This is a genomic window from Faecalibacterium sp. An192 (genome assembly GCF_002160175.1).
GTDB lineage: Bacteria > Bacillota > Clostridia > Oscillospirales > Ruminococcaceae > Faecalibacterium.
The window spans coordinates 61610-68497 of the sequence record NZ_NFKB01000013.1; the positions used below are offsets into that span (position 1 = coordinate 61610).

Consider the following 6888-nt stretch of genomic DNA (forward strand, 5'->3'; position numbering starts at 1 on the left):
AGGTGAAAGCCGGCAGGGCAGGGCGGCGCGCTGTCACTCCGGAGCAGGAGCGGTGAAAGGCAAGCGCCCTGTCAGCCGCCCCCGGCCTGCCCCACGTTACCGGGGCGTCAAGAGGCGTGCGGCCCCGAGGGCCGGGCGCAATTTGGGTGGTACCGCGGCTCGAAATGTTCAGCCGTCCCATGGAATTTCCGTGGGGCGGCTTTTTTGTCCCCCACCGACACAGACAGGAGGATTTTGCCCATGAAGGAACTCGCAAAGCAATATGATCCCAGCCAGGTGGAGGACCGAATCTACCAGTTCTGGCAGGACGGCGGCTATTTCCACACCAAGGCCGACCCCGACAAGAAGCCCTATACCATTGTGATGCCGCCCCCCAACGTCACCGGCCAGCTGCACATGGGTCACGCCGTGGACAACACCATGCAGGACATCCTGATCCGCACCAAGCGGATGCAGGGCTATGCTGCCCTGTGGGTGCCCGGCACCGACCACGCATCCATCGCCACCGAGGCCAAGGTGGTGGAGGCCATGGCCAAGGAAGGCCTGACCAAAGAGGACCTGGGCCGCGACGGCTTCCTGGAGCGGGCCTGGGACTGGAAAAACCGCTACGGCAGCCGCATTGTCAGCCAGCTGAAGAAGCTGGGCAGCAGCTGCGACTGGCAGCGGGAACGCTTCACCATGGACGACGGCTGCTCGGAGGCCGTGCGTGAGGTCTTTGTCCGGCTGTACAACGAGGGCCTGATCTACCGCGGCAACCGGATGGTCAACTGGTGCCCCCACTGCAACACCTCCATTTCGGACGCCGAGGTGGAGTACACCGAGCAGGACGGCCATTTCTGGCACCTGCTGTACCCGGTCAAGGAGACCGGCGAGATGCTGGAGCTGGCCACCACCCGTCCCGAGACTATGCTGGGCGATACCGCCGTGGCCATCAACCCCGAAGATCCCCGCTATGCCCATCTCCACGGCTGCCATGTGGTGCTGCCCCTGCTGAACAAGGAGATTCCCATTGTCTGCGACGAGCACGCCGACATGACCAAGGGCACCGGCGTGGTGAAGATCACCCCCGCCCACGACCCCAACGACTTTGAGGTGGGTCTGCGTCACAGCCTGCCCATTGTGCGGGTGTTCACTTACGACGGCCATATGACCGGCGCCGCCGACAAGGCCGCCGCCGACGCCCTCTTTGCCGCCGGCAAGAACACCGTCAACGAGCCCCGGGTGCTGGACTGCGGCAAGTATGCCGGCATGACCACCATGGAGGCCCGCAAGGCTATCCTGGCCGACCTGGAGGCCGGCGGATACCTGAAAGAGGTGGAGCCCCTGCGCCATGAGGTGGGCACCTGCTACCGCTGCCACACCACCATCGAGCCCATGGTCTCCAAGCAGTGGTTTGTCCGGATGGAGCCCCTGGCCAAGCCGGCCATCGAGTCGGTGGAGAAGGGCGAGATCCGCTTTGTCCCCGAGCGCTTCACCAAGAACTATATGAACTGGATGAAGAACACCCGTGACTGGTGCATCAGCCGCCAGCTGTGGTGGGGCCATCAGATTCCCGCATGGTACTGCGACGAGTGCGGCGAGACCATCGTGGCCAAGGAAGCACCCGCAGCCTGCCCCAAGTGCGGCTGCACCCACCTGACCCGGGACCCCGACACCCTGGACACCTGGTTCTCCTCGGCTCTGTGGCCCTTCAGCACCCTGGGCTGGCCGGAGGAAACCGAGGACCTGAAGTATTTCTATCCCACCGACACCCTGGTCACCGGCTATGACATCATTGGCTTCTGGGTCAGCCGTATGATCTTCTCGGGCCTGGCCTATACCGGCAAGGCACCCTTCCACACCGTCTGCATCCATGGCATCGTCCGCGACAGCCAGGGCCGCAAGATGTCCAAGAGCCTGGGCAACGGCATCGACCCGCTGGAGGTCATCGCCCAGTACGGCGCCGACGCCCTGCGGTTCATGCTGGTGGACGGCTCCACCCCCGGCAACGATATGCGCTACAGCGAGAAGAAGGTGGAGGCTGCCCGCAACTTTGCCAACAAGCTGTGGAACGCCACCCGCTTTGTCCTGATGAACCTGCCGGAGGACTTCACCCCCGGTCTGCCCGACGCCAGCCTGCTGGATATGAGCGACCGCTGGGTTCTGACCAAGCTGGGTCAGGTGGCCAGCGCCATGACCGACAACATCGACCACTACGAGCTGGGCCTGGCTGCCGCCAAGATCAACAGCTTTATCTGGGATGTCTACTGCGACTGGTTTATCGAGATCGCCAAGCCCCGCCTGAACTCGGGCGACGCCGTCCAGGCGGATACGGCCCGCCGGGTGCTGGTCCACGTCCTGAGCGAGGCCCTTAAGCTGCTGCATCCCTTCATGCCCTTCATCACCGAGGAGCTGTATCAGGCTCTGCCTGGCAGCGCCGAGACCATCATGACCGCTGCCTGGCCTGTGGCCAACCCCGAGTTCAGCTGGCCCGAGGAGGAAGAGGCCTTTGAAAAGGTGATGGACTATATCAAGGCGGTCCGCACCATGCGCACCGAGATGAACGTCCATCCCGCCAAGCGGACCCGCATGGTCATCGAGACGGCTGACCCGACCCCCTTCCAGAAGGCGGAAATCTACCTGGCCAAGTTTGCCTTTGCCACCGAGGTGTCCTTCACCGACAAGTACACCGGCAGCACCGACGGCATGGTCCAGGTGTCCACCCACGCCGCCCGCGGCTTCATCCCCATGATGGAGCTGATTGACCGCGACAAGGAGCTGGCCCGCCTGAACAAAGAGAAGGCCAAGGCCGAAAAGGAAATGGCCATGTTCAAGAACCAGCTGGCTAACCCCAAATTCATCGAAAAAGCCCCCGCCGCACTGGTGGAGGAAACCCGCGCCAAGTATGCCCGCAGCCAGGACAAGCTGGCCAACATTGAGCAGAGCATCCAGGCGCTGGGTTAAAGGAGGTATATGAACAGCAAACGCTACGGATGGGTATGGACAGGGATCAAGGTGATATTGCTTGCGGCCCTGGTGGGAACGATTTGGTTTATCTTTTCCAACTCGATGAAAACCGCCAGCGTCTCCTCCAGCGCCAGCGGCATGGTGCTGGCTTTTCTGCAGAAGGTTCTGCGCCGGCTGGGCCATCCCGGTCTGGCGGCCCGCCTGACCGACCACATGGTCCGCAAGGCGGCCCACTTCTGCGAATATATGATGGAGGGATTTTTCCTGCTGCTGGTGACGCGGATGCTGGCAGGACGCCGCAGACGTCTGCTGCCGTATCTCAGCTGGCCGGCGCTGTTCGGCGTGCTGACCGCCCTGACCGATGAAACCATCCAGCTGTTCTATGATGGACGGGGCAGCCTGGTCACCGACGTCTGGATTGACTTTTCCGGCGTGGTGATGGGCATGATCTGCGGCCTGCTGTTCCTGGGCCTGTGGCATCTGCTGTTTGGACGCCGCAGGGACGATACTGAATTTTAAACAAAGATCTGAAACGCCTGAATCTCCAAACGCAAGATATTGGAAATTTGGGCGTTTCAGCCGTTTGGGGGAACTCCCCGACAGAAAGGAATCGAACGATGCGCACCATCCAATCCATCCGGGAGGCGGACGAATTCTTCGCCTCTCTGCCCGACGGGTTTGACTCACCCCAGGACTTTGCCGCCGCGCTGCCTGCCGGGACGGACCCGGCGGTCCAGTATATCCCGGTCGCCGGGACGGCGGGCAAGACGGCGGTGGCCTCCCTCACAGCAGGCATCCTGACGGGTGCAGGCTTCCGCACCGGTCTGTACACTGCGGGGGCCGAGCCCCTGTCCGCCCGCATCCTGGTGGACGGCCAGCCTCTGGACGGCGCTGCAGCCGAGGCCTATACCGCGGCGGCAGACCGGATTCTGGAAGGGACGCTGCTGTCCCGCCCGGCGGCGGAACTGGCGGCAGCCTGCAGCTGCTTTGGGGCGGCGGGCTGTGCCTTTGCGGTGGTGGAGACGGCAGACGGCGCTCTGGCGTCGGCTCTGCCCCAGGTGCCTGCCTGCGCCGTGACCCACATTGGTCCCGACGGTACCGGCCGCACCATTGAGCGTCTGGCCCACGATGCAGCCGCCGTCATGCGGAAGGGGACGGTCTGCGTGACCGCTCCCGGCCAGCCCAAGCCGGCCCTGACCGAAATCATTGTGGCCGCAGGCAAGGCGGACTGTGAACTGGTGGTCCCCGATGAGGAGGACATCACCTTCCCCGACGACGACAAGCCCACCGCCCGGGTGGATTACGGCGGATACGACGTGCCTCCCGCCTTTATGGGGTATCACGCCGCCTGCAACGCCGCTGTGGCGGTGGAATTGGCCCTGGCCCTCTGGCGCAAAGGCCACGACATCCAGGATGACGCCATCCTGGGCGCCATGGCCGCCGCCAAGAACCGCAGCAGCATCCGGATTGTTTCCCGGGACCCGCTGGTGATTCTGGACGCCTGCCGGACGCCCCAGCAGGCCGCCGCGCTGCTGCGTGTGCTCCAGATGGCCAAGATCCGGCATCTGAACGCTGTCATTGGCCTGCGGAGCCAGGAAGGGGCAGAGGACTTTTTTGCCACCCTGGAAAACGGTCTGCTGACCGACGACCAGAAAAAGGACAAGGAAAAGATGCCCGGCATGGGGGAGGAAGGGCCCATTGACCGCCTTTACCTTACCGCTCCTGCGGGGTCGGAGCCGGCTCTGGCGGATACCCTGACCAATCTGGCCCGGTTCCACTTTGAGGCCCAGGCCTGCGCCGGCCTGGAAGAGGCTCTGGAGGCTGCCCGCGCCACCGGCGGCCGCGGTGTTGTGATCTGCGGCAGCCAGGAGCTGGCCCTGGAGGCTGAGCGCCTGCTGGAAAGCCGCTGATCCCCTCGACACGCTTCCCTAAAATATCAAAGGCATATCCCGTACACTAGATGCATAGTGTACGGGATTTTTTGTTGTAAGGAGTGTGAGACGCGATGGCAAATGTGCGGTTCAGCATGGCAGGGGACACCCTGTATGCGTATCTTGCCGGAGAGATCGACCACGACGCGGCCCAGTCTCTGCGGCTGGAGATTGACGACGCCATGGTCTGCCATACACCCCATATCCTGGTGATGGATTTCAGCGGGGTGGGGTTCATGGATTCCTCGGGCGTGGGCCTGATTTTGGGCCGGCAGCGCCGGGCCCAGGCGCTGGGCGGGCGGATTCGGGTCCAGCATGCGCCCCGGCAGCTGCGCCGGGTGCTGGATCTGGCCCGGATTCCCTGCAGCGACCCGGAACAAACCCTCAGCAGTGAAGAAGGAGGACATCAGGTATGAAAGCGGAAAACAGTACCCGCATCCAGTTCGATTCTCTCAGCGTCAACGAGGCCTATGCGCGGGGCGCCGTGGCGGCCTTTCTGGCCCGGTATGACCCGACGGTGCCCCAGCTGGCCGACATCAAGACCGCTGTCTCAGAGGCGGTGACCAACTGCATCGTGCATGCCTATCCGGACCGTGTGGGACAGATTGTTCTGACGGTGGCAGTCTATCCAGACCGCCGGATCAAAATTACTGTGGCGGACAAGGGGATAGGGATTGCGGACGTGGCCCAGGCCATGGAGCCGCTGTTCACCACCGGCGACCCGGAGGAACGCTCGGGCCTGGGGTTTGCCGTCATGCAGAGCTTTATGGATGGGGTGCGGGTGACCTCCCATCCGGCCCGGGGAACCCGGGTGGTGATGACCAAACGGCTGGCCGCCAAGAGCTCCGATACATAATCTATAAAGAGAGGCGGCAGTTTTATGGTATCGGACAAGACCCGGCGGAGTGCATTTATTGAGAACAATCTGGGGCTGGTGCATGCGTGTGCCGGCCGTTTTCGCGGCCGCGGCATTGAGTACGATGATCTGTACAGTGCAGGGTGTATGGGACTGGTGAAAGCCTGTGACGGCTTTGATGAAACCCGGGGTGTGTGCTTTTCCACCTATGCAGTGCCGGTCATCCTGGGAGAAATCAAGAAACTGTTCCGGGACGGCGGTACCGTCAAGGTCAGCCGTTCCATTAAGGAACTGGGACTGAGGATCAGCGCAGCCCGGGAACGCCATATGAAGTTGTATGGTGTAGAGATGACGGTAGGGCAGCTGGCGGAGGAACTGGGGGAGGCTCCCGAAGCGATTGCTTTGGCTATTCGGGCTTCCATGCCGGCTATGAGCCTCACCCCGGAAGGAGACGACGGCGATGAGCGGCAGCTGGATATTCCGGTGGCCTCTCCCGAAGAAGAACTGGCGGATAAAATCAGCCTGGAAGAAGTACTGGAAAGTTTGCCTGCATCGGACCAGGCTTTGATTCGGCTTCGTTTTTATGGGAACCGAACCCAAAGCGATACGGCAAAACTGCTGCATATCACCCAGGTACAGGTCTCCCGGCGGGAGCGAAAGATCCTCCAAATGATGCGGACGAAACTTTTGGAGGGATAATGCAAAAAAGTTCTTGCAATTTAGGAGAATTTGTGGTAAAATTTACCTCACAGCGAACAGAAAAGCTCGCTGGCTGCAGAAAATGGAAAAATTAGGGGAAAACCCTTGACAAATATCCGGGTCTGTAGTACTATATGTGAGCGCCCTGACGGGGCGGCCCACAAAGCAAAAAGAACTGAAAAACACTTCGAAAAAAGTGCTTGACAAGTTCGAGACGCTGTGGTAAAATAAACAGGTCGCCAGCCGAGAGGCTGAGCGGACAGGACCTTGAAAATTGAACAATATCGAATACTTGTAACGGAACCTTTAAAGTGTTGGAAACACTTAAAATTCCAAAAAGTAATTCTTACAGGACGCAAGCGATTGCGTGCTGAGGATTGGATTTAAACACTGTAAAGTGATTAAATATCATTTTATAAAGAGTTTGATCCTGGCTCAGGACGAACGCTGGCGGCG

At 61.2% G+C, this 6888-nt stretch carries 6 protein-coding genes; all 6 read left to right on the plus strand.

The genetic code is table 11. The features are described 5' to 3' along the window. Positions 1-240 precede the first annotated feature (240 nt). Complete coding sequence (locus tag B5F27_RS06180) at positions 241-2943, plus strand: valine--tRNA ligase (RefSeq protein WP_087365485.1); 2703 nt, start codon at positions 241-243, stop codon at positions 2941-2943. A 9-nt stretch (positions 2944-2952) separates the two neighbouring features. Continuing rightward, positions 2953-3465, plus strand: a complete 513-nt coding sequence (locus B5F27_RS06185) for a VanZ family protein (RefSeq protein WP_087365487.1) — start codon at positions 2953-2955, stop codon at positions 3463-3465. A gap of 98 nt (positions 3466-3563) precedes the next feature. Next, entirely contained in the window at positions 3564-4856 is a 1293-nt protein-coding gene (locus B5F27_RS06190; RefSeq protein WP_087365489.1) for a folylpolyglutamate synthase, read from the plus strand. 95 nt (positions 4857-4951) lie between these two features. Further along, positions 4952-5293: an STAS domain-containing protein gene (locus B5F27_RS06195; protein WP_087249478.1), complete on the plus strand. Its 342-nt coding sequence runs from the start codon at positions 4952-4954 to the stop codon at positions 5291-5293. Further along, a complete protein-coding gene (gene spoIIAB / locus B5F27_RS06200) occupies positions 5290-5733 on the plus strand; it encodes an anti-sigma F factor (protein WP_087249476.1) in 444 nt (147 codons plus the stop codon). The genes B5F27_RS06195 and spoIIAB overlap by 4 nt, the downstream gene beginning before the upstream one ends. A 24-nt stretch (positions 5734-5757) precedes the next feature. Continuing rightward, on the plus strand, positions 5758-6432 hold the full coding sequence (locus B5F27_RS06205; protein ID WP_087365491.1) for a sigma-70 family RNA polymerase sigma factor: 675 nt from the start codon (positions 5758-5760) through the stop codon (positions 6430-6432). Positions 6433-6888: the final 456 nt, after the last annotated feature.

Bases quoted from the DNA above. Each gene is read 5' to 3' on its own strand.
- B5F27_RS06185 (WP_087365487.1), top strand. From the start codon at position 2,953: ATGAACAGCAAACGCTACGGATGGGTATGGACAGGGATCAAGGTGATA.
- B5F27_RS06190 (WP_087365489.1), top strand. From the start codon at position 3,564: ATGCGCACCATCCAATCCATCCGGGAGGCGGACGAATTCTTCGCCTCT.
- spoIIAB (WP_087249476.1), top strand. From the start codon at position 5,290: ATGAAAGCGGAAAACAGTACCCGCATCCAGTTCGATTCTCTCAGCGTC.
- B5F27_RS06205 (WP_087365491.1), top strand. From the start codon at position 5,758: ATGGTATCGGACAAGACCCGGCGGAGTGCATTTATTGAGAACAATCTG.
- B5F27_RS06195 (WP_087249478.1), top strand. From the start codon at position 4,952: ATGGCAAATGTGCGGTTCAGCATGGCAGGGGACACCCTGTATGCGTAT.
- B5F27_RS06180 (WP_087365485.1), top strand. From the start codon at position 241: ATGAAGGAACTCGCAAAGCAATATGATCCCAGCCAGGTGGAGGACCGA.